The 22,221-nt window shown below is 40.5% G+C and carries 24 protein-coding genes; 10 read left to right on the forward strand and 14 right to left on the reverse strand.

Annotation, left to right across the window (positions count from 1 at the left end; translation table 11 throughout):
- Complete coding sequence (gene cobT, locus ASL19_RS12855) at positions 1-1,122, forward strand: nicotinate mononucleotide-dependent phosphoribosyltransferase CobT (RefSeq protein ID WP_057178647.1); 1,122 nt, start codon at positions 1-3, stop codon at positions 1,120-1,122.
- A gap of 3 nt (positions 1,123-1,125) precedes the next feature.
- Here the strand turns inward: cobT and ASL19_RS12860 are convergent, their stop codons facing one another.
- Positions 1,126-1,497, reverse strand: coding sequence for a hypothetical protein (locus tag ASL19_RS12860; protein ID WP_057178648.1), 372 nt, complete (start codon positions 1,495-1,497; stop codon positions 1,126-1,128).
- A 159-nt stretch (positions 1,498-1,656) separates the two neighbouring features.
- Here ASL19_RS12860 and ASL19_RS12865 point away from each other — a divergent pair, with 159 nt between their 5' ends.
- On the forward strand, positions 1,657-2,136 hold the full coding sequence (locus ASL19_RS12865; protein ID WP_235529003.1) for a GNAT family N-acetyltransferase: 480 nt from the start codon (positions 1,657-1,659) through the stop codon (positions 2,134-2,136).
- Here ASL19_RS12865 and ASL19_RS12870 read toward each other — a convergent pair.
- Both ASL19_RS12870 and ctpA read right to left on the reverse strand, forming a co-directional pair.
- A complete protein-coding gene (locus tag ASL19_RS12870) occupies positions 2,133-2,822 on the reverse strand; it encodes a response regulator transcription factor (protein ID WP_006277345.1) in 690 nt (229 codons plus the stop codon). The genes ASL19_RS12865 and ASL19_RS12870 overlap by 4 nt on opposite strands.
- Positions 2,823-2,840: 18 nt before the next feature.
- Positions 2,841-4,100 (reverse strand): carboxyl-terminal processing protease CtpA, encoded by a 1,260-nt coding sequence (gene ctpA, locus ASL19_RS12875; RefSeq protein WP_057178649.1) that lies wholly within the window; start codon positions 4,098-4,100, stop codon positions 2,841-2,843.
- A 393-nt stretch (positions 4,101-4,493) separates the two neighbouring features.
- Here ctpA and petB point away from each other — a divergent pair, with 393 nt between their 5' ends.
- The 3 genes from petB (at position 4,494) to ASL19_RS12890 (ending at position 6,316) form a co-directional block, all read left to right on the forward strand.
- Positions 4,494-5,141 carry a cytochrome b6 gene (gene petB / locus ASL19_RS12880; RefSeq protein ID WP_006277347.1) on the forward strand — a complete coding sequence of 216 codons (648 nt, stop codon included), beginning with the start codon at positions 4,494-4,496 and terminating at the stop codon, positions 5,139-5,141.
- Positions 5,142-5,214: 73 nt separating this feature from the next.
- On the forward strand, positions 5,215-5,697 hold the full coding sequence (gene petD, locus ASL19_RS12885) for a cytochrome b6-f complex subunit IV (protein ID WP_009341662.1): 483 nt from the start codon (positions 5,215-5,217) through the stop codon (positions 5,695-5,697).
- Positions 5,698-5,869: 172 nt separating this feature from the next.
- Positions 5,870-6,316 carry an anti-sigma regulatory factor gene (locus tag ASL19_RS12890; RefSeq protein ID WP_057178650.1) on the forward strand — a complete coding sequence of 149 codons (447 nt, stop codon included), beginning with the start codon at positions 5,870-5,872 and terminating at the stop codon, positions 6,314-6,316.
- Positions 6,317-6,336: 20 nt separating this feature from the next.
- On the opposite strand, the gene pyrE is transcribed toward ASL19_RS12890, so the two are convergent.
- Genes pyrE through ASL19_RS12910 form a run of 4 tightly spaced genes read right to left on the reverse strand, consistent with a single transcriptional unit; the run spans position 6,337 to position 9,488 of the window.
- Complete coding sequence (pyrE, locus tag ASL19_RS12895) at positions 6,337-6,960, reverse strand: orotate phosphoribosyltransferase (protein ID WP_057178651.1); 624 nt, start codon at positions 6,958-6,960, stop codon at positions 6,337-6,339.
- Positions 6,961-6,987: 27 nt separating this feature from the next.
- Positions 6,988-7,482: a GNAT family N-acetyltransferase gene (locus tag ASL19_RS12900; RefSeq protein ID WP_006277354.1), complete on the reverse strand. Its 495-nt coding sequence runs from the start codon at positions 7,480-7,482 to the stop codon at positions 6,988-6,990.
- A 12-nt stretch (positions 7,483-7,494) separates the two neighbouring features.
- The gene (locus tag ASL19_RS12905; RefSeq protein WP_057178652.1) at positions 7,495-8,859 is read right to left on the reverse strand and encodes a DUF4335 domain-containing protein; all 1,365 of its coding nucleotides are present in this window, start codon (positions 8,857-8,859) and stop codon (positions 7,495-7,497) included.
- Positions 8,856-9,488 (reverse strand): DUF3038 domain-containing protein, encoded by a 633-nt coding sequence (locus tag ASL19_RS12910; protein WP_057178653.1) that lies wholly within the window; start codon positions 9,486-9,488, stop codon positions 8,856-8,858. Before ASL19_RS12910 ends, ASL19_RS12905 begins: the two co-directional genes overlap by 4 nt.
- Positions 9,489-9,610: 122 nt before the next feature.
- Between ASL19_RS12910 and ASL19_RS12915 the strand changes: the two genes are divergently transcribed.
- Positions 9,611-10,129 carry an adenine phosphoribosyltransferase gene (locus tag ASL19_RS12915; RefSeq protein WP_006277357.1) on the forward strand — a complete coding sequence of 173 codons (519 nt, stop codon included), beginning with the start codon at positions 9,611-9,613 and terminating at the stop codon, positions 10,127-10,129.
- A gap of 26 nt (positions 10,130-10,155) precedes the next feature.
- Positions 10,156-11,211, forward strand: a complete 1,056-nt coding sequence (locus ASL19_RS12920; RefSeq protein ID WP_057178654.1) for an ABC transporter permease — start codon at positions 10,156-10,158, stop codon at positions 11,209-11,211.
- 127 nt (positions 11,212-11,338) lie between these two features.
- Here the strand turns inward: ASL19_RS12920 and ASL19_RS12925 are convergent, their stop codons facing one another.
- Complete coding sequence (locus ASL19_RS12925) at positions 11,339-11,677, reverse strand: P-II family nitrogen regulator (RefSeq protein ID WP_057178655.1); 339 nt, start codon at positions 11,675-11,677, stop codon at positions 11,339-11,341.
- A 111-nt stretch (positions 11,678-11,788) separates the two neighbouring features.
- Entirely contained in the window at positions 11,789-14,152 is a 2,364-nt protein-coding gene (locus ASL19_RS12930; RefSeq protein ID WP_057178656.1) for a CHAT domain-containing protein, read from the reverse strand.
- 776 nt (positions 14,153-14,928) lie between these two features.
- On the opposite strand from ASL19_RS12930, the gene ASL19_RS12935 reads away from it, so the two are divergent.
- Positions 14,929-15,360 carry a hypothetical protein gene (locus ASL19_RS12935; protein WP_057178657.1) on the forward strand — a complete coding sequence of 144 codons (432 nt, stop codon included), beginning with the start codon at positions 14,929-14,931 and terminating at the stop codon, positions 15,358-15,360.
- On the opposite strand, the gene ASL19_RS18675 is transcribed toward ASL19_RS12935, so the two are convergent.
- The 4 genes from ASL19_RS18675 to ASL19_RS12955 form a co-directional block, all read right to left on the reverse strand.
- Positions 15,349-16,170, reverse strand: a complete 822-nt coding sequence (locus tag ASL19_RS18675) for a uroporphyrinogen-III synthase (RefSeq protein ID WP_057178658.1) — start codon at positions 16,168-16,170, stop codon at positions 15,349-15,351. The two genes, ASL19_RS12935 and ASL19_RS18675, sit on opposite strands and share 12 nt — an antisense overlap.
- A gap of 33 nt (positions 16,171-16,203) precedes the next feature.
- Complete coding sequence (gene cobA, locus ASL19_RS18680; protein ID WP_057178659.1) at positions 16,204-16,926, reverse strand: uroporphyrinogen-III C-methyltransferase; 723 nt, start codon at positions 16,924-16,926, stop codon at positions 16,204-16,206.
- Positions 16,927-16,937: 11 nt separating this feature from the next.
- A complete protein-coding gene (locus ASL19_RS12950) occupies positions 16,938-17,858 on the reverse strand; it encodes a homogentisate phytyltransferase (RefSeq protein WP_057178660.1) in 921 nt (306 codons plus the stop codon).
- A 62-nt stretch (positions 17,859-17,920) separates the two neighbouring features.
- Positions 17,921-18,763 carry a methyltransferase domain-containing protein gene (locus ASL19_RS12955; RefSeq protein ID WP_057178661.1) on the reverse strand — a complete coding sequence of 281 codons (843 nt, stop codon included), beginning with the start codon at positions 18,761-18,763 and terminating at the stop codon, positions 17,921-17,923.
- Between the two features lie 138 nt (positions 18,764-18,901).
- Between ASL19_RS12955 and ASL19_RS12960 the strand changes: the two genes are divergently transcribed.
- Positions 18,902-20,236 carry a TrkH family potassium uptake protein gene (locus ASL19_RS12960; RefSeq protein WP_040009047.1) on the forward strand — a complete coding sequence of 445 codons (1,335 nt, stop codon included), beginning with the start codon at positions 18,902-18,904 and terminating at the stop codon, positions 20,234-20,236.
- 3 nt (positions 20,237-20,239) lie between these two features.
- Complete coding sequence (locus tag ASL19_RS12965) at positions 20,240-20,935, forward strand: TrkA family potassium uptake protein (protein WP_006277370.1); 696 nt, start codon at positions 20,240-20,242, stop codon at positions 20,933-20,935.
- On the opposite strand, the gene queA is transcribed toward ASL19_RS12965, so the two are convergent.
- Entirely contained in the window at positions 20,932-22,047 is a 1,116-nt protein-coding gene (queA, locus tag ASL19_RS12970; RefSeq protein WP_057178662.1) for a tRNA preQ1(34) S-adenosylmethionine ribosyltransferase-isomerase QueA, read from the reverse strand. The two genes, ASL19_RS12965 and queA, sit on opposite strands and share 4 nt — an antisense overlap.
- Positions 22,048-22,221: the final 174 nt, after the last annotated feature.

Here is a 22,221-nt window from a genome sequence, read left to right on the forward strand (position 1 = left end):
ATGATTAATATTTACACTCAAGTTGCTCAAGGTGAAAGATGGATACGAGATTATAAATCCGGTGCACCGGTTTTCGCTTGTGTTTTAGGTTTTACAGAAACCTGTTTAATTCCAGGTATTTCCGCTGCTGGCTTGACCCCAGAGGATAGAAAATATACTGCTTGTGCAGATGCTGAATTTTTGTACTATGGTGCCAATCATCCATCTCAATATTCCCTACCTCCCTTAATTGCTGGTGCTTCCCCGGTTTTGATTTCCCGCGCTGTCACAGAAGGGTTACAAATACCAGTTTATTTATTTAATGCGGGTCTACCCCTTATCCCCTCCCCCCCCTGTATTGATTTAGGTGGCACCTTGGCTCGGTGTTTAAGTACGGCTAGATCAATAGAATATAGTACTGTTGAACACTTACTCAAACAAGGACTACTCTGGGGTGAAAAACTTAGCACTAATATTACATCCGGATATTTAATTTTGAGTGAGTGCGTTGTTGGTGGTACTACTACTGCTCTATCTGTTCTAACTGGTTTGGGAATTGATGCAGTTGGCAAGGTTAACAGTAGTCATCCCATTTGTAATCATGACCAAAAATGGTTTGTAGTCCAATCTGGTTTAAATAAGATAGGTAGTTTTGGTGATCCTTTGGAAATTGTGGCCGCAGTGGGAGACCCTATGCAAATAGTAGTAGCTGGAATGGCGATCGCTGCTAGTCGCAAGTGTGGGGTTATACTGGGCGGCGGTACTCAGATGTTAGCAGTTTATGCATTGATGCAGGCAATTGGACAAGTTCATTCTTTATCCTGGCAACCGGAAGCAATTGTAGTGGGGACAACGCGCTGGGTTGTGGAGGATAGCACTGGAGCTACGATTGATTTGGCTTTGAGTTTGAGTAAAAATAGGTTTGCTCAAGGTCAAATTCCTCCCCCCCTACTAGCTACACAGTTGAGTTTTGCCAATTCTATTTACCCCCAATTGCAAGTTTATGAGCAAGGATTTGTCAAGGAAGGTGTGGGTGCTGGTGCAGCTTGTATAGCCGCTTCCATGAGTTATGGTTGGCGACAGGAGGAAATTTTAATGGCCGTTGAATCGCAGGTGGAAAATATATATAAAAATACTTATTGAGTATTAATGAATTCTCATTCGTAACAACTGTTCTTCCAATGCTGCAATTCGGTTATAAGCTGCCGTTAATTGTGCAGTGAGTCGTTGGATCTGAACCTCTGGTGTGATGGTACTATCTCCCCCGTGCAGACGTTTATTTTCGGAAAAAACACCATCAGTAATTACATCCTTATGTTCTAAATCCCTAGTTGAACTAGTTGGGATTCTAACTGAGAAGGGTTCATTTTGGTCAGTTTCTGGATGACTATACCCGTTTGGATCTAAATAGCAATTTGCCAACCCTTGGGACAGTTTTCTGTCAAGGCTTTCAATTACCTGGTATAGAGCATCTACTTTCTGGCTTAAAGTCAGTATTTGCTTTTTTAATGATTCCATTGAATACCTTTGATTCCCAAATATTATTTCCATGCTATTCAACTTACGGAGATTTTTAAAAATACTTAGGATTTATTTAATCTTTCTTCAAAGTTAAGAGCGGGAATCTGGGGAATATAATTTAGGAGTTAAGAATTGCTATATGGAATGGAGGAAAATATGGCATCGGACTTGCTAATTCGCCAAGGTGAACTGGGGGATTTACAGGTTCTGGTTGAATTTAACCAGGCATTAATATATGAAACTGAAAACAAACAACTACCTATTAATGATATTAATGCAGGCGTGAAAACACTATTAAAAAATCCCAGTTTAGGATTTTATCTTTTAGCTCAGAAGAATAATCAGGTGGTTGGGTCCCTAATGGTTACCACAGAATGGAGTGACTGGCGTAATGGTTTATACTGGTGGATTCAGAGTGTATACGTTCACCCGGATTTTCGTCGTCAGGGGGTTTTTAAAGCTTTATATCAAGCCGTGAAACAGCAGGCAAAAACCCAAACAAGTGGGCTGAAAGTTTCTGGGTTTAGACTTTATGTGGAAAAAGAGAATGTAATTGCCAAGAGGACTTATCAGTCCCTGGGAATGGAAAAAAGCCACTATGAGATTTTTGAAGAGTTGTTAGAACGTAAGGATTAGGGATCTAAACATTTAAGACGATAGCCAACACCATGAATAGTTTCGATCAAATTCTTGGGGGCTCCCACATTAATCAGTTTAGCTCGTAGGTTCCTAATATAGGTTTTGATGGTTTCTTCTTCTGGTGGATTTTCCCAAGCCCAAATTTGGTCAATTAAGATGCTACGAGTAGCAATACGTCCATTACAACGCAATAGAGCTTCCATGAGAGCAAATTCTTTAGGTGTCAAATGAATAGGTTTTTTCCCATATAAAACTTTGTACGTGCTAAAATCCAAGGACAAGTCACCCCAGGTGAGAGTGTTATTAGTTACAGGCTTCCCTCGGCGTAATAATGCCCGAACTTGGGCCATTAGTTCTTGCAAATTAAAGGGTTTGACCATGTAAGAGTCCGCTCCAGCATCTAAACCTGTGATTTTATCACTAATTGTATCGCGAGCAGTGAGCATGAGAATGGGTAAAGTACAACCATGGTCACGCAGTTTTTGGCATAGTCGAATCCCGTCTAGTTTAGGTAGGGTAATATCCATAATTATCAGGTCATAGTTTATTACTGATAAGTCCTGTAATCGCCTCCAAGCAGCTTCACCATCCCTGACACATTCTACTTCGTACCTTTCCATGGTTAGAGCTTCTGTCAGGGATTCTGTTAGGTAATAATCATCCTCTACAACAAGAATCCACATCACTATTTAACTGATGTTTTAATTTGACTTTTTTAAACTTTCTGCTATCAGCAGTTTTTTGTTTAGTATTTCTAGGGCAGCTTGATACTGCTTATCATCTGAACTGCCTACTTGTTCACGCCTAATCATTGATTGTTTAACCTCTACATCTGGCTTAATCCCTAATTTATTAATATCTCGATGGTTCGGTGTTTCATATTTAGCAATTGTCACTGCTAAACCAGAACCATCAGTTAGTTGAAATAATGACTGAATTAGCCCTTTACCAAAAGTAGTTTCACCGACTAGCTCCGCTCTACCATTGTCTTGTAAAGCACCCGCTAAAATCTCGCTGGCACTAGCAGTGCCCTGGTTGACCAAAATCACTAGAGGATCCTGAGTTAAAGCTGGACCAAAGGCTTCAAAACTCCCTTGTATACCTTGACGGTTAACAGTATACACTACCATTCCCGAGTCTAACCATTGACGGGCTACCTCTATCCCCGCTTTTAATAGTCCTCCTGGATTATTGCGCAAATCCAAAATGTAGGCTGTCGACCCCTGCTCCTCCATGCTATTAATTGCATTCGCTAGTTCTAAAGCAGCATTAGCATTGAATTGTGAAAGACGAATATAACCAATGGGCATTCCTTCCGGTGAAAGACGTAAGTCAGCCAGTACAGGATTTAATTCAATGCGATCGCGCACTAAAACTACTTCTTGATTTGGTTGTCCCTCGCGACCAATCAGTAGGGTGACTACTGTGCCAATGGGTCCACGCATCCGCGCTGCTGCTTCATCCAGGGTGATATTTTCCGTGGATAATCCCTCAATTTGTAAAATCCGATCTCGTGGTTTTAAGCCTGCTCTTTCTGCAGGTGAACCCTGAATAGGTGTAATTACCTCTAATATACCAGTTTCAGAATTGAGAGCGATTTGTAAACCTATACCGGTCAACTCTCCGGAAGTGTTAACTTGTAAACTGCGATACTGGTCTGGGTCTAAAAATCTGGTGAAAGGATCATCTAGGCTTTTAAGCATATCTCGCACTACTTTGTATGCTGCTTGATCATTTCCCAGGGGTTGTTTAAAAGCTCGTTGTCTTACACTTTCCCAGTTTTGGTTATTAAAACTTGCATCTATATATGATCTATTAACAATTCGCCAAGCCTCAGCTACTACTTTTTGCTGTTGAGTTAAAGCAATAGCTGATGGAACAAAGTAGCTAAAACCCCAGATGAAAGCCACACCAAAAGCCAAAAGTAACGAAAATCCCCATCGTAAGAGCCATTTATTCATGGAGCTTTTTTCCTCTTATTCCTAACTAAACTAATTATTAACCTCCGGTAGGGAAGTTTTTAATGAAATTTCACTCTCAATTATGTTACTTTTCTTATGGGGGTGTCTTGTAATCAATTCTGAAGTTAATTATTCTTCAGATGACATGGAGAAGCACAACCAGCCAAAAAACGATAAAATCTTCTTGGGAACCAACATTTTTCACGTTGGCTTGCAAGCGGAACGCAATATATTCCATATTTACAGAATGTTAAGTTTCTGAAAAACCTAACAGTTTTGTAACCTAGCTGCTCTTTTTGCTTGCGCATCCCAATAGCTTTGAGAGACTCGTCTTTTTGAAGCGGGGAGAAGTCAATTATCCACCATAGGTAATTTGTAGGGACTTGAAATTATATGGCCAGCGTCTATGATTGGTTTGAGGAACGTTTAGAACTGGAAGCGCTCGCTGAGGACGTAACCAGCAAATACGTACCACCCCACGTTAACATCTTTTACTGTTTAGGCGGAATCACTCTAGTTTGTTTTCTAATTCAGTTTGCCACTGGATTTGCCATGACATTCTACTACAAGCCTACAGTAGCAGAGGCATTCTCCTCTGTGCAGTACATAATGAATGAAGTTAACTTTGGTTGGCTAATTCGTTCCATCCATCGTTGGTCCGCCAGCATGATGGTATTAATGATGATCCTCCACGTTTTCCGGGTATACTTAACTGGTGGGTTCAAAAAACCACGGGAACTGACCTGGGTTAGCGGAGTAATTCTAGCAGTCATCACCGTTTCCTTTGGTGTAACTGGTTACTCATTACCTTGGGATCAAGTGGGTTACTGGGCGGTGAAAATCGTTAGTGGTGTGCCAGAGGCAATTCCCGTAGTAGGGGTTTTGATTTCTGATTTATTACGTGGTGGTTCTAGCGTAGGTCAAGCCACCCTAACCAGATACTACAGTGCCCACACCTTTGTACTACCTTGGCTAATTGCAGTATTCATGCTGTTCCACTTCTTGATGATCCGCAAGCAAGGTATTTCTGGACCATTGTAATTGCTGTAAAACTGTAATTAGTGGAAAATTGTAATTACCAGACACTTGAGTAATCGGGAGACAACAACTAAAAATGTCCACACAAAAGAAACCGGATCTAAGCGATCCTATTTTAAGAGCGAAACTGGCTAAGGGAATGGGTCATAACTACTATGGCGAACCTGCTTGGCCCAATGATTTACTTTATGTATTCCCCATTGTAATCATGGGTTCATTTGCCTGTATTGTAGCCCTAGCTGTACTAGAGCCTGCATTAGTAGGTGAACCAGCAAATCCTTTTGCCACCCCTTTAGAAATTTTGCCCGAGTGGTATCTGTTCCCAGTGTTCCAGATTCTCCGCTCTCTACCCAATAAACTTTTGGGAGTATTGGCCATGGCATCAGTACCCCTGGGACTGATTCTTGTTCCCTTTATTGAAAGCGTTAACAAGTTTCAAAATCCATTCCGTCGTCCAGTAGCAACAACAGTATTCTTATTTGGTACTCTTGTTACCATCTGGTTAGGTATTGGTGCAGCACTGCCTTTAGACAAATCTCTAACTTTGGGACTATTCTAAATTAGTCAAGCCCTAATTTTGCTAATCTCAGACTAATGCCTGGGGGTTTTAAAAGTGTATGAGAGAGGTTAGGGAGAAATCTGTTTCCCGTGATTTCAACTGATATACTTTTGGAACCAACAGGTTACCAAAGAGTGTTAAATGGCTAAACAACAATTTTAGACTCAGGTCAATGCTTACTAAAGTTCAGCAAGACCGAACAACAGTAAAAAGCGAATTAAAGCTACAGAATCAAGTCCAGGAGTGGTTTGAGACCTTTTGTTTGCGATATCTTGTTCAACAAGGCTGGTCAGAAAGCCACATATACCGTATGAACCTGGCATTAGCAGAAGGCTTTACCAACGCGGTGCGTCATGCTCATCGGAATTTGCCACCAGAAACAAATATAGAAATTGAATTGGGTTTATGGGTAGATAGATTAGAAATCCGAATTTGGGACTACGGTCAACCCTTTAATCCTGATCAGATACCGGAACCTAAACCCGGTACCCTACAAGAGCATGGTTATGGATGGTTTTTAATTCGCCGTCTAGCAGATCAGGTGGTTTATGAACGTATAGATAATCAGAGAAACTGTTTATTAATCGTAAAGAACCGTTTTGAAGGCATACCTGCTTAAACTAGTATGACCAGCCCGCTTCAAGTACCCTTTAACTTTTGATATATTTCCTGTAAATCAAGAATAGTAAATAGGGTATCAAAATGCAAGTTAACTGATTCATACAATTCTCTTCCTCCTTGAAGTCTGTCTACGAGAGAAACCACCCGATCAACCTGATAACCGGCCGATGTGAGGCGTTCTACTGCTTGAAGAGCAGATTTCCCAGTGGTAACCACATCTTCCAAAACCACCACCCTAGCTGCTGGCGGTAAATTTGGACCCTCAATATAAGCCATTGTACCATGTCCCTTAGCTTCTTTACGAATAATTAGGGCAGGTATGGGTCTATTTTCATAAACAGAGACCACACTAACAGAAGACACAATGGGATCAGCGCCCAGAGTTAAACCAGCGACAGCTTGAGTATCTACTGGTAGAATATTAAGTATTAATCTACCTATAGCTAGGGCACCCTGGGGATGAAGAGTAACTTGTTTGCCATTGATATAGTAGGAACTCCGCCTTCCAGAAGAGAGAACAAAATCACCTTCCTGATAAGCAAGTTGACAGAATAAATCTAGTAACTTCCGACGTAGGAGGGCCAAATCATCAGTAGTTGACCAAATTGTGGAATCATGAGATGTTTTGGTAGAATGGGACATTAGCACTGATTAACTGTTAATAGATGTCTATTGCTCAATCCTTAAACCCATAATAATTAAATCCCGTTCCACACCTGCTAAATCAGCAACCTTGGGTAAGAGTCCCCAGTGTTGAAAGCCAAATTGAGCAAATAGTTGTAAACTGGGTTGATTATGGGCAAAAATAAAGCTAAGGAGAGTTTTTATTCCTAAACTAGGACTTTCATCGATTGCTTTTAGCAGTAAGGTTTTACCCAAACCACGTCTGTGAAAGCTGGGGGAAATATAAATACTGATTTCAGCAGTAGCATGGTAAGCTGGTCTACCGTAAAAGGATTGAAAACTTAGCCAACCAGCAATATTGTAATTTATTTCCACTACCCACAGAGGACGTTGTGAGGGTACTCTTTCCTGGAACCATGTCATCCGACTTTCTAAAGTTACGGGTTCCAGATCTGCAGTGGCCATACGAGTGGGAACAGCTGCATTATAAATGGCGACGATTGCTGGCAAATCTAACTCCGTGGCATTGCGGATAATCATCTCAAGTTAGTCCTATCTATATCCTTCCCACGGAGAAACTTCTAGAACACCATTGGGTTTGAAAAGCACTCGAAAATGAGCCAGAGGTTCCCGGTTTTTAGGTGCGGCTAAATTTGAACCGTAGAGGGTTTTAAATATTTCTGGTAGGGGAGTTTCTGTATAATAGTCAAAGGCAACTTGGTTTAATGGTTCGTAATCGGCAATTACACCATTTTTGTTGATAGCTACTCGATATCTCAATTCTCTTGGAAAGGAAGGTTTAATACTCCAGTTCTGGCGAATCGTCTGATATAGGGTTTGATTTAACTCCCTTATGGAAGTAGGATCAGTAATTTTGTCACCTATAACATCTGGGGTACGACTATACCCAATCCATGGACTAACTTGTAACTGGGCCTTATTTGTAAACACGACCCTAAATTGAGCTATGGGCTCTTTATTACCAGTACCACTGACGGGATTGTATAACAACCTGGGTAGGGGTGTTTTCTCTATTTGATCATTAGAACTTTGATTAAGTGACTTATATCCTACAATGCGCCCATCTGCTGCCACACCTATACGATAAATCAAATTTTCTCCTATTTTTCCCCGACTTTGCCATTCTGAATTGATTTGGTTATACACTTGTCGGTTTAAAGACTTCAACTGGGAGGGGTCAGTAATTTCCGGTACGGTATTGAGTAGTGCTTCTAAATCTTGAATATCAGATGCTAGTGTGGAATCAGGTGTGGGTGATGTTGTGGAAGCAGGTGATGATTCTGGCACTCCCGAGCTAGTTTGTGTATTTTGTGTAGTTGGATTCCACTGAGGTGGTGGAATTATGCCCAGGGCCAAGGCTGCTATAGCTAAACTTGATACTCCTACAGTAGCTGGTACTGCTTGTCTCAATGCCACCTGACCAGACATACCATAACTTCTGCTAACGGGTTGTAATTCCAAGATCAGTTCTGGCAATGTTTGGCTATCAGCAAAAAATTGGTCAACCGCCTCCACTAAATCAAATAGCCCAACCGTATTCATGTCTATTCTCAGGGGGTTATCTCGGGTATCCGTAGAATCTGAATATATAATTAGTTGGTGTCTGTCATTATTAATTCTTTCCACTTCGACTAACTCTGACCCCTTGCTGTGGGCCTGGGGATTGGGTACATTACTTAAAAACTCCTGTGCATAGCCACTTACCGCCCTGACCAAACTCTCGAAAAATTCTCTGCCCCCACTTATAGGTTGATTGTAGCCTGACAAGTAGCATTCAGCATTAATGAGTATGGACATCTCAGGTCGAGCCTGAGAAAATGTTGTGGAAGGAGCAGTGCTAAATCCTTCTAAAAGGATTGTGCAGTTAGGTAAACTATATTTACGTTGAATGTTCATTCTACCTCGCCGTCAAAAAGAGAAATCCAAAAGCGCTGCATACCAGCTGTACCAGTGCAGAATAGTAGTTTGGCTAATAAATCTATGGCAAGTTGATCCAACTTTTCATCAGAATTAGAATTAGGTGTAAGTAGGAGAGAACGTCTAGGATTCATCCGACTTTTAAAATGGGTTCTAAATCTTTCCAGATAATTAGCCAGACGCAAATTATGGGACAGAGGAATTTGTTTTTCTGATAGTTGTTGATATATCATTAGTAGCTGACGAATCACCACTGTCAATCTTTTAGCTATACAACAGGTGATAATAACTAAACACTTGGCCTCCATAGTAGTTAGGGGACGACGGGTATGGGCCTTGCGCAGTGGGTTGGCAGCACGCATTCGCCATAAATTAACCCGATTCCTGATCACCTGATTTAGTTCCAGTTCCTGGGCAAAGGTGAGTATGGCTTCTGATCCACCTAATTCGATGGACTCAATTGCTAGTAAGATTAGGTCAATGTCTATGGCAGTTCTCCGGGGACAGGCCCTAGTTCCGATCGCCGGATCTGGTAGTGTTTCCAAAATCATTGGGGTAGAACTATCAGTGGGAGGCTCAAATGTAGTTGTGCTTGCATAGGAGTTCATGCTCTAAGATATCCTGTAATATACGAGTAAGAAATTTAGTATGGCAAGTTTGTAATCTTGGATTGCATTTTAGTTTCCATCATTCTACCATATTTTGTATTAACAATGAACGCCAAACTAGTATGAACTTAAAATCTCTCATTCGTGACATACCTGATTTTCCTAAGCCTGGAATTTTATTTAGGGACATTACTACTTTACTGGGTGATCCTCAAGGTTTGCGCTACACCATTGATATTTTGGCAGAAAAATGTGGAACCTTGGAAATGCAGGTAGATTATGTTGTGGGTATGGAGTCAAGAGGTTTTATTTTCGGTGCACCTCTAGCTTATAAGCTAGCATCTGGTTTTGTCCCTGTGCGGAAAAAGGGAAAGTTACCAGCACCAGTTCACAGAATTGATTATCAGTTAGAATATGGTACAGATAGTCTAGAAGTACATCAGGATGCTTTGACTCCTGGTAGTAGGGTTCTGATTGTAGATGATTTGATTGCTACTGGTGGTACTGCTAGTGCTACAGCCAAATTGCTAGAAAAAATCGGTTGTGAGTTAGTGGGGTTTGGTTTTATCGTTGAACTTAAAGATTTGCAAGGACGTAAACATTTGCCTGATGTGCCCATTATATCTCTGGTAGAATATTAGTAGGTTATGAAAACTCAAGATTGCCCATGACAGATATTAAAACAAAGATCATAATTCCCTGGGTTAGGAGTCGAGATTGGTTAATTAAACTGGTTACTGACGAAACATGTATTTATGTTATCAAGCGGTTATTACAGGCTTTATTAACTGTTTTTCTGGCCTCAGCACTGTCGTTTTTCGTCATGAAGTTTTCTCCAGGTGACTATATAGATACACTTAGGCAAAACCCCAAGATTTCCCCGGAGAGGATTGAGGAAATTAGGCGGCAATTTGGATTGGATAGAACCTGGTGGGAACAGTTTTTACTATGGATCAGGCAAATCATCACTAGAGGTGATTTTGGCACCAGTTTTGTTTACCAGCGTCCTGTAGCTTCCCTAATCTGGGAAAGGATACCAAATACCTTGTTGTTGGCAGTTGCATCCTTAATTGTTACCTGGGCGGTAGCTATTCCTCTGGGTATTATTGCCGCTGTTCAACAAAATCGGTCCACGGATAAGGTTCTTCAAGTATTGAGTTATGCTGGTCAAGGGTTTCCCAGTTTTATTACAGCTTTGTTTCTGCTGTTTGTAGCTCAAATTACTACCCCCTTATTTCCAGTAGGTAATATTACTAGTCTTAACCATTCTGAATTGACATGGTTTGGCAAAATATTAGATATTAGTTGGCATATCTTATTACCTTTAATTGCATTAAGTATTACCAGTTTTGCCGGCTTACAAAGGATTATGCGTGGTCAACTGCTAGATACTCTACGCCAAGACTACATTCAAACTGCTCGCGCAAAAGGACTGCCAGAAAACCGAGTTATTTATGTTCATGCTTTGAGAAATGCTATTAATCCTTTAATCACTTTGCTGGGATTCGAACTAGCCAGTCTACTAAGCGGTGCTTTTATTACAGAAAACTTTTTTAACTGGCCTGGTTTAGGCAAGTTGACTTTACAAGCTGTTTTGGCAAAAGATCAATACTTAGTAATGGCTAGTTTAGTGATGAGTGCCGTATTATTAATTTTTGGGAATTTAATTGCTGACCTAATGTTAAAAGCGGCTGATCCTAGAATCAGGTTAGAGGACTTATAGCCTTGGCTACATAAACTAGCGCTGCTGAATTAAGACCTTCAACAACGCTTCCTGTGAGTTATAGGAGCAAATACAAAGTTCTCTAACCCTAATTAGAATTAGTGGTCAATAATTGCTCGGATAAAATCTAGACAGCTTCACCATTCTTTTCACCGGTACGAATGCGGATAACACTATCAACGGGACTAATGAAAATCTTGCCGTCGCCAATTTCTCCCGTGCGGGAAGCGGAAATAATTTTATCTACCACCATATCCACTTGGCTATCCTCAACGACAATTTCTAATTTGAGTTTTTGTAAAAACTCCACGGTATATTCGGAACCACGGTAGCGTTCCGTTTGGCCCTTTTGTCTACCAAAACCGCGAACTTCCGAAACCGTCATACCAACAATTCCCGCATTCACGAGAGCAATTTTTACATCGTCCAACTTAAATGGACGAATTATGGCTTCTACTTTTTTCATTTTTTCAGTTCCTGAATTCTCAGATGTTTATATATCTAACCAGATTTTTTGTCGGTATTGTTAACCTAATTCATTTAACACTGGTGAGAAATCCATCTTATGTATTTTATGTCACCTTTTTGGATTTTCTTGCAGGAGGGACTGCCAATCGGAAATGGCTTGTTCTGTCCACAACCAATTCTGACCCAACCTCGCCACTGTAAATTGCCCAGGTTCCTTCTGAATTATCATTTGACGCAGTTTTACTGCTTCGTCAATATATCTTTGCCTTCTATTAGGAGATTGACCATTTGCGGACTTGTATAAACCCAAAGCCAATCCCCCATAAGCAGTTAAGGAATCTAGGGAGACCTTTTCATCAGCAGAACCTACAGATCCTACAGTGATTAACCCATCACTATTAGATTTTAAGGAAAGATTGAGTGCCCTAAACCAGATGTCATTAGCACGATTCAACTTTCCCTCAGCATAATAAGCAAATCCTAGGGCATTATTATACATAACAGAACTAGGTTGATTCTTCACTGCAACATCCCAGTAACGCCGGGCATCATCAATACTGTATTTCTTATCTTGGATTTGAGCGGACTGCCAAGCCAATCTTCCGCGCAGAAAATTAAGAGCAGGGTTTTTCCAGTGTTTGGAAGGAACTGAGGAAAGAGCAGTATCTGCCAATTTAAAGGCACCTCTGTTTAGTAACTCTTCTACAGCAAGGAGACCGCTATCTAAATTGCCCTGACTCAACTCGGTTATTGCTTGGCCAGAAACAATTTCGGTTTTAGCTGTTTTTAGGTTAATTACCTCTGTTATTTCCCGAGGGGAACTCAAAGGGATATTAGTGATATTGGCTACCAAAGGACGACGATTCCACCACCAGATTAGGGCAATAATCATGGCTAGGCCACTGACCACCAAAATAGTCCCTTGGTGTCTACGGCGAACGGTAACTTTAGTTAGGGGCGGTAGTGGGGAAAACCTTCTCACAGACTCTTGGCTCGATGATTTAGGTGTACTTGAATCACTACCAACACCTAATTCCCTTTCCCCTCTGGTGCTTTCCTGTGCCTTGATTGGTATTTCTGATTGGGTGACGGACATTTGTTCACTAGCAACCGGTTTATTATTAATTTTGCGAAACAAGTCCGCTACAATAGCCGCATCTTGCTCATCATCGTCATGGATCACTTCATCTAAATCCCAGTTATTATCCTCTAACCAGTCTAAATTAGATACTTCACCTTCAAATCCGCCTATAGATGCTTGATAATCTCCAAAAACCTCCGAACTGCCAGAAACATCTAATTGAGGGCTGAGAAAACCCTCAAATTCCTTGTGTAAATACAACGTAGGCAAAGCCCAGTAGACCTGATGGGAACCATAGGCGGAAATTAACCCCTGACGCACTCGACTTACACATAAATCTAGCGGGTAGCCTTGACGAAGATTACGATAGAATAATTGTGTTAATGTCAAAGCTACTTCGTCAGGGATGCGTTCAGACATAGCTAAAACACTACTAATACCTCTTTTAACTAGGCTCTCGGTTAAGTTGTACTCCCCCGTATCTCCTTCACTATTGGATTTGGCTCTGTAAGCTCCCAAACAGGAGTTAAACACCGCCATCTGAATATTATTATTGACCAGCAACCCTGCTAAATCATCACCAGTTAGTGATTCCGTCAGTCCTGTTCGACGACTCACTAGATAGATCTCCCCGCCCCGAGACCCTAAATTACTATGGCCTGAGTAATGGAGAACATGGTATCTTCCCTGTTCTAGGGACCGAGTTAACTCTTCTCTACCCGGTTGCTCTAAAACCGTTAGTTCAATTTCTGGCAAGTTCCTACTAGTTTCCTCCCGAACCCAATTATTACGATCTAGCTCCGATTTTAAATGCAATGCTTCTTGTTTAAGTAATTCAAGTCTAGCCTGATCCACAGGACAAGAAATTACCATTAACACTTTGATGAGATTTTCTTCTTGACGTGGAGGTAAGCGTATGGGACTTGACACAGAAAGAACACCATTCTGATAGCGAGAGAAAGCAATATAGGGACCGGTTGCTACAGGACGATCTCCCGCATACATAACTTCCCAGGGTAATCGTGCCAATTTGTCGTCTTTTATTCCTAAGCGCAATCGCAACAACTGGTGTTGATTTTGGGCAACGCCCTGAGCTGTAATCCAACTATCTCTGAGGGTACCTTGAAACAGTGCATTGTATAATTTTTGACCCAGTGCCACCAAGTTTACAGGGTTTCTGGGAGTGCCCCCAGCGGACTGGGTCAAGCTTTCCCCCTGTAGCACTGATTTTAAAGGGTCATTCATTAAATGTCCCGCAGCTGCTAACCATTCAGCTACAGGCCAAGTCACCAGTTCTTCTGCCAAGGGCACCCCAAGTGCGACTTGTTCCGTCCGCACCAAGTAGTCACTTTGCCCTACTGGGGTTACGGAAATGTGAAATTCCTGGGTCACAACCTCTCCTGTTTGCTTCCTAAAACTTGCTTCTTACCTAAAAATAAAAAGTCCCTAGTTTCCCTTTGTACTATATTAATATTCTGCTAACACTTTAGAAGTATTTTTTTTTAAAATGTTCCCATTTGACCATCATTTTTTCCTGGATGGTTTAGAACTTTATCCGGATTTAACTAATTCACACTGGAACACTTTACTGGTAGATGCACCTTGATCTTCAACTCCCCTAGCTGGCTGCAGGCCTCTAGGGGTTTTTTCTTGGGCCTAATCAGTTAGAAACTGCTTCAGCTGGCCAATTAAGAAAATCTCTCATTCCCAATCTTTTTCTCCGGAATATGGCATATTGCCGAGGAAGACTTAAATGGTAGATGCACCCTGATAATTAATCTCCTCCGGAGGCCTTAAGCCTCTGGGGGTTTTTTATTGCCCATAAACTATAAATTAAAATTAAACAAGCTCAAAATTCATCCGGATTGCCTTCCCCTGCTACGGGATACTAAGGTGGTAGATGCACCCTGATAACTAATCCCCCCTAGTCGGCTAAAACCTCTGGGGGTTTTTTCTTGGATTTTTTAGTCCCATGATAACTGCCTTTTGTCTTTCTTTATCTATTTTTACCTCAAATCCCCTCCCAGAATGATTGCTCTGATCACAAATTGAAACAAATTCAATATTGCCTAATTCTCATTTTTGGACATCAACCTTTACTAAGCGTTCTGGCGCTATGATGTATTTTATTCATATTAGCTCCAAATAGTTCAATATATCTGTAAACTATGGAACGTGGTCTTTTTTGGTTACCTTTACTGGGGGTTTTTTTTTGGTTGGCTTGGCAAGGTGCAAGGGAATATCAAAAGGTTGAAACCTATCGTGTCTGGGCTGAAAGTTTTCAACGCTCTAAGTATGATATTTATGGGGTAATTGGTCAAAAAGACAACTACATTACCTGGGGAAAACCCAACCCCCAAGCCATTGTTCAAGTGCAGACCTTTTCTCTGGTGGATGTTCAAGAAATCCGCCTTCTGATAGATGGTCAATCGGTCAGGTTGGACCAACCGCCCCAGAAGGGTCGTTTAATAGAACTGGAGTTCATATTTTACCCAGGTGCTGCTTTTGCTCCATCTCTAAACATACCTTTTACCGAGATCCCCTTGGCAGCTCAATGGGGTCATTTCCTCCAAAATAGGTTACAAAATTTACCTTCTTAATGACCATTCAACAATTGCCTTGATTAGTCCATCAATGGTATATTGTTGGGTAGTAATGTCTACCCGACCTAGTAAGTCTATACAAGTTTTGGATGTCTGTGGACCAATAGAGGCGATCGCAGTTTTCTTTAAGTAGTGTTCTATCTCTTGAGGTAAATTATTTTCTAATAATACACAGAAAAACTTGACGGTCTTGGAGCTAGCAAAGGTAATTACATCTACTGACTGATTAATCAGGACCTGCTGTGCTGTGGTAGGTATGCTCTGGGGACAAAGAGATTCATAAGCGGGAACTTCCACCACTTGGGCACCTTTTTGTGTTAGTTCTTTGACCAAAATCTCTCTCCCTCCACTTTCAACCCGGGGAAATAGGATCTTTTTACCTGCTAGGTTTTCGGGAAAGTTGTTCACCAGGGAGTCAGCTATGAAGTCAGGGGGTATGAAATCTGGTTCAAGGTGGTGCGTTTTCAGACTTTGAGCCGTTTTTTCACCGACAACAGCAATTTTAATTCTATTTATTGCTTGTTTAATTAAGGCTTGCTGATTTTTATTTTGCAATGCCATTCTCTCAAAAAAGTATTCGACCCCGTTAGTGGAGGTAAAAACTAACCAATCAAAAGTGGATAATTCTAATATGCTCTGATCTAAGAACATCCAACTGGAAGGAGGACCAATTTCTAGTGCTGGTAGTTCAATTACTCTTGCTCCTAAACTGGTTAGTCCTTGACTCAATTCGCTGGATTGTCCTACTGCGCGGGTGACGAGGATGGTTTTACCGCTTAGGGGTGTGATGGAGATGTTAATTGACACGATTCAAGGAGGGGAAGCAATAATTAATCTATTCTATACTTTTTCCAGAAATTTTCTCAGTCCCACAACTTCTCCAATCACGATTACAGCGGGAGAAAGTGATGTGTCTCTGGTTTTTCCCACTATATTACCTAGTTCACCTATGCAAATTTTTTGCTTGGCAGTTCCAGTCCAGCGAATAATTACTATGGGAGTGGATTTGGATTTTCCATGTGTGAGTAGTTGGTGGACTATTATCTCTAGGTTTTTTCCTCCCATCAAAATTACTAGGGTTTGTAATCTTGATAGAGCTTCCCAGTCTAAAATATCAGGATCATGTGCTGTAGCTACGGCAAAACACTGACTTAAAACCGTGTCTGTCAGTGGTATTCCAGCTAATAATGGCCCCGCTAGAGCTGAGGAAATTCCCGGGATGATTTCAAATTCACAACCTGCTGATTTTAAAGCGGTAATTTCCGCCATACATCTACCAAAAATAAATGGATCTCCTGCTTTTAGTCTGACTACTTGTTTACCTTCTCGATAATATTTCACTAACAGGTTATTAATTTCTCCTTGGGAGGTGCTTATACCCCCTCCCCTTTTACCTACATCTAGTTTTAAACAGTTACTGGGGACAGAATTTAATAATTCTTCGTCTACTAGTGCATCATATATTAAAACTTGAGCAATCCCCAGTAATCTATAGGCTTTTACTGTTAGATATTCTATATCCCCTGGTCCTGCTCCTACAATATAAACTTTATTTCTGGACATTTTCTATCGGATTAATTTAAAAGGGCACTAATGGGAAAGATTAGATATTCAAGGAAAAACATTTTCCAAATTAATTGATAAAATTTGGCAATTTCTTTTTTGCTCTCCAAGTTCACTTTCTGGCTTTTTGACCATAGGAATATTAGGGGTATGGTGTGACTGATAACTAGAAATGTGGGGTTAATTTCTGCTAACTGGAACATACCAACAATAATTATTCCTATATAACAAAATGTTAGTAACCAAAGGGCAATATCAAATACAGCTTTTTTCCCTAATTTGATGGTGAAGGTATTAATGTTATAACGCAAGTCCCCCTCCAAATCAGGTATGTCTTTAAATATGGCGATCGCCATGGTAAAAACCAGGATAAATAATGTTAAAGTCCAGACGGCAAAGGGTATGCCCTGGCTCCTTTGTAATAGCCAACTAAAATGCTCAAACAGTCCTAAGTTGATAATAGTTCCCCGGACGGAAAAAATACATAAGGCTGCCCAAAATGGAAATTGCTTCAACCTTAATGGTGGTAAGGAATAGGCGGTTCCAATTACTAGGCTAGTTACTACCGTAACCAATAAAAATGGTCCACTAATCCAAGCTAGAGCTAGAGCTAAAATACCCGTAGTAATCACAATGGACTTTCCCTGCTCTTCGGAGAATTCTCCTGCAGCTACGGGTAAATGGGGCTTGTTGATTTTATCAATATCTACGTCTATTAGTTGGTTTAAACCTACAATATAAATATTTCCGGATATACAAGCTAACCAGGTGATTAAAATTTGACCCAAGTTTGCTATAGAAAAATTAGAGTTGGTCACACCAAGAGTCAGCAAGTATAAACCTAGTACACTTAGAGTTGTGCCTATAATGGTATGAGGCCTGGAAAACTTCCACAAGCTGTGGAGCCAATTAGAAGGAGTAAACTGATTCATGGGCTATTTATAAGTTGCTTATGTTTATCTGTAAATTGTATATGGTTAATTTAGTTAACTGGCTATTTAATTCCACATAACAAACCAAATTTAATTAAACCCCTTTCATATCCACGGCGCATTAAACTAAGAGAGAGCGCCGCTTGAATTGTAGTCCAACCAGAAAACAATAACCCCAGGAATGCTTGGGGGGTAAAAGCAGAATCAATTACCACATTCCAAAATGGTGCAACCCCAGTTGACCAATCAGCAGTCTTAATGTTTTTTAGTCCTAATTGACTGGCGATCGCATAGTATTCTGGTAGGGAAATCACATAGGGTAGACAATAAGCCCGGTAAATATCTTGTAGGTGCTTTTGTTCATCCTCAGTCAGTGGTAAAACATCCGTGGGACGATGACACCATGTTACCATGATTAAAGTACCACCTGGTTTTAACACCCGATAACACTCTTGCAGAAATTTGGTTTTATCTGGCATGTGTTCACCACTTTCTAGTGACCACACCAGATCAAAGGAATTATCACCAAAAGGCATTTCTTGAGCATTGGCCACTAAAAAACTACTCCTTGATTGCAAATTGGCTTCCAGTGCCCTTTCTTTGGCTCTAGCGGATTGAATTGGGCTGAGGGTAATTCCTGTGGACATGGCATGAAATTTTTGCGCCAAGTATAGGGAACTACCACCTATTCCACAACCCACATCCAAGATATCATCTGCATGTTTTACTCCTGACCAATTTAGCACTGCTTCAATTAAATCAATTTGTGCTTGCCTACGTTCCTTTCTTTCTCTTCCATCCGCACCATAATAGCCATGATGCATGTGTTCACCCCAAATTTGTTCCCATAAACCAGAGGAAGCATCATAAAATTCTTGGATTTGCTGATAAATTTTTGTACTCATGTTCTTAAAGGTAAAAATTACTAAAAATCAAAACTCTAGAAAATATATTTTAGAGGTGGTACATATCTGTTTAACTTAAATATAAAGCAATTTTGCTCAATAAAAAAATCCTGAAAAAACTCTTAACTCAACTTGGTTATGACTGTTGCTCGGACGATATGCTTGGGATTTATGGCGGTTATCTTATGTGGAACCATTCTGTTGATGATGCCTTTTTCCACTAGCAATGGCACATGGAACGACCCGATAGTAGCACTTTTTACCTCAACTTCCGCAGTCTGTGTGACCGGACTGTCAGTGGTTGATCCGGGTACTTATTTTTCCTTTTGGGGTCAACTACTGATTTTACTGCTAGTACAAATCGGTGGTTTGGGATATATGACAACTACCACCTTCCTGATTTTACTAATTGGCAAAAGATTTGATTTAAGGCAAAAGGTAGCTATTCAACAAGCTCTAGACCGTCCAGGTATGAGTGGTAGTAGCCAAATTATTCGCTCCATTATTGCTACAACTATAATTTTTGAGATTACGGGAATTTTCCTCTTACTCCCCGCTTTTGTCCCTGACCATGGTTGGAGTCATGGAATGTGGTTAGCAATATTTCACAGCATCAATTCCTTTAATAATGCGGGATTTAGTCTCTTTAAAGATAATTTGATAGGTTATCAAACATCCCTACTCGTGGTTTTTACAGTCACTGGGTTAATCATCTTTGGCGGAATTGGTTATCAAGTCATTTTGGATATGTATCTTTGGTTACGCGATCGCCTAAAAAGAAAAACGACATTTATGGTATTCTCCCTTGACTTTAAAGTAGCAGTTAGCACTACTTTAATATTATTAGTGGTAGGGACAGTAGCTTTCTTTCTCATAGAAATTAGAAATCCTGAAACCTTTGGCAAATTTGGATTTTCCGACCAACTATTATTAGCTTGGTTTCAGTCTGTTACTCCAAGAACAGCAGGTTTCAACACCATTGACATTGGTAAGATGAGTGATGCAGGTCTATTTATTACCATTGCTTTAATGTTCATTGGTGCTAGTCCAGGTGGTACGGGTGGTGGGATAAAAACAACAACCTTGAGGGTATTAACCAGCTGCACAAAAGCAATACTTCAGGGTAAAGAAGAAGTTTGGCTCTATGAGCGCAAAATAGCCATAACTCTTATTTTGAAAGCCATAGGTGTGGTTTTCGGCTCTTTGGCAACCGTCTTATCAGCAACAGTTTTAATTAGTTTAACTGACCCAAAACTAGAGTTCATTCAAATTCTTTTTGAGGTAGTCTCAGCTTTTGGTACAGTGGGACTATCCACAGGGATAACTGGTAGTATTTCTACTGCTGCTAAAATAGTTATAATTGTCACAATGTATATAGGAAGGGTCGGTGTTTTATTGTCAATGTCAGCAATATTAGGAGATCCTCGTCCCAGTAGAGTTCACTACCCAGAAGGAAATTTGCTTGTAGGTTAGTTTATGGACATTTCATCATTGAAGTTTTTTCGCAGTTTAAAACAAGACAATCACCAATTTGCAGTAATTGGATTAGGTCGTTTTGGTCGTTCTGTTTGCTCCACATTACATGGTTTGGGTTATCAGGTATTAGCTACAGATGTGGATGAAAAAAGGGTATCTGAAGCATTAAATGAGTCAATTGTCGCTCATGCAGTGCAGTTAGACTCCACCGAATCAGCAGCACTTAAAGAAGCGGGCATTTTTGAGTTTGATACCGTTATTGTCGCTATTGGCAACTATGTTCAGGAAAGTATTATTACCACTCTTAATGTTAAGGAAGGTGGTGTACCCCATGTGGTTGCTAAAGCTTCCAGTGAGGTACATTGTAAGCTCTTAAAAAGAGTAGGTGCAGACCATGTAGTATTTCCCGAATACGAAGCGGGTTGTGCTTTGGCGCGCACTCTAACTAAACCATCAATTTTAGACCGGTTTGATCTAGATCCAGATAATAGTATTGTAGAGTTGATTGTCCCCGATGAATTTCATGGTAAAACCGTGGCCGAAATCCAGCTGCGAAATCGTTATGGTCTAAATTTACTAGCAGTTAGTCAGGATGGTAAGTTTAAGATTAATCCTGACCCCAGTAAACGACTGGAACGTGGTTCAGCGATGGTAGTAATTGGCTGTAATAAGGATATTAATCGCCTACCAATTTAACTGCAACAAATTCTTGCTTCCGGTAAAATCAACATAGCATCACCAAAAGAATAGAAACGATATCTAGATGCGATCGCCTGTTTATAAATACCTAATAATCTTTCTCGACCAATTAGGGAACTAACTAACATAAGCAAACTAGAACGAGGTAGATGAAAGTTAGTAATAAGACCTTCCACGACACGCCACTGATAGCCTGGATAAATAAAAAGATTAACTTTGCCTGTATATGGTTGTAAAGAACCAGTTTGGGCAGAACCTTCTAAAGCGCGAACTACCGTAGTACCAACCGCAATAATTCGCCCTCCAGCATTTTTGGTAGAGTAAATCTTCTCTACCAAATCCCCACTAACTTCTATCCATTCTTCATGCATTTGGTGGGTAGTAACATCTTCCACTTCCACTGGTCGAAATGTGCCGACACCAACATGTAAAGTGAGAAACTCCTGTTCAATACCGCGCTCCCGCAATTTGACCAATAGTTCTGGTGTAAAGTGAAGTCCTGCTGTGGGAGCTGCCACAGCACCGTCGTATTTAGCATATACAGTTTGATATTGCTCCTCCAGCGCATGAGAATTATTAATATAAGGTGGTAAAGGAACCTCCCCCAATTTGTGTAATAAATGGAGCAAAGAAACATTTATAGGCAAATCAAATTGCAACAATCTACCGCCCGTATTCTCATCCCGTTCAATCACCCTAGCAGTGAATTGGGGTATTAATTTATCCGCAGAGGATAATCCCTGATCATCAAAAATAATTTCAGTTCCGACGTTAAAATATTTACCTGGTTTAACCAATGCCAACCAACAATTATGTTGTTTTTCTTCCAAAAGTAACACTTCCACCCTTGCTCCTGTAGACTTGCGACCATATAGTCGAGCGGGGATAACTCGTGTATTATTCATCACTAATAAATCCCCAGGTTTTAATAATTCTGGTAGATCTCTAAAAATGTGGTCTAGAGGAGGTGTGGAGGTTCCCGTATTGGGGGAATTAATCACCATTAAGCGAGAACTGTCTCTGGGAACCACGGGGTTCTGGGCAATTAATTCTGGAGGTAGTTCATAGTCATATCCAGATAATGAGATATCTAGGTCACTATTTTGCATTCTTATTCTTTGAATTAGGATATTTAATGTCTAAATGCTTCATATTAGCATCAAGGTTTTTTAAGTGCTGTCAGAGATTAATCTGACAACTCTGGGAGATGAAAGAGCTAATTGGCGTTCATAAAGCCATAATTGTACATCCTAGGGGAGGTGTCAATATGAGGAAGAATTTCC

This window comes from Cylindrospermopsis sp. CR12 (assembly GCF_001432185.1).
Taxonomy (GTDB): Bacteria; Cyanobacteriota; Cyanobacteriia; order Cyanobacteriales; family Nostocaceae; genus Raphidiopsis; species Raphidiopsis raciborskii.